The following is a 657-nucleotide window of genomic DNA, read 5'->3' on the forward strand; positions in this document are numbered from 1 at the left end:
CTCGGTGATGATGTCGCGCAACGCCTTCAATCCGGGGCGCTTCGACCGCCTGCCACCGCGGTGCTCGTGGCCGGCCACCCGCATAGCCCGCTCGAAGGCCGCCAGGCCCGGATAGTCCCGCATCAACCGGCTGGACTCGTCGAATACCGCAGCGAGGCGATCGACGACATTGTCGGTTTGCGCGGCGGCAGCCCGCAGCCGGGGACGTGCGATGCGGTCCATCTCGCTGACGGTGGCCTCGAGCAATTCGGACTTGTTCGCAAAGTAGTGATACAGGCTGCCGCTGGTCATGTCGGCGGCCCGGGCGATCTCGCGAATCGTCGCCCGGGTATAGCCCGCCTCGGCCACACACCGCATAGTGGCGACGATGATCCGCCGGCGGGTCTCCTCGCCGCTGGCGCCGACCGGGCGCCCGCGGTGCGCCCGCGTCACGGTGCTGGCTCCATTGGTCGCATCCCGTCCGTCGGCCGATGGTGCCGACTCATCGAATATAATCGGACGATCAATTTTCTTGACGGCGCGGAGGTGCGCGGTGCGTGACCGACGGACCCGCAGGGCGCCATGACCATCACCCCGTCGCAATTGGGCCGGCCGGTGGGCGCCGATGGCGAGCAGACCCGGGCACGAATCGTCACCGCGGCGATGCGCTGTGTGGCC

The 657-nt window shown here is 68.8% G+C and carries 1 protein-coding gene and 1 pseudogene; one reads left to right on the forward strand and one right to left on the reverse strand.

Annotation, left to right across the window (positions count from 1 at the left end; all coding sequences use genetic code 11):
- Positions 1-432: TetR/AcrR family transcriptional regulator (locus A5686_RS03995; RefSeq protein ID WP_231986284.1), on the reverse strand; the 432-nt coding region annotated here is incomplete at its 3' end.
- A 129-nt stretch (positions 433-561) separates the two neighbouring features.
- On the opposite strand from A5686_RS03995, the pseudogene A5686_RS27780 reads away from it, so the two are divergent.
- Positions 562-657, forward strand: a pseudogene (locus A5686_RS27780) (TetR/AcrR family transcriptional regulator); the annotation flags it as partial.

The sequence above is a fragment of the Mycobacterium sp. E2479 genome (assembly GCF_001667925.1).
GTDB lineage: Bacteria > Actinomycetota > Actinomycetes > Mycobacteriales > Mycobacteriaceae > Mycobacterium.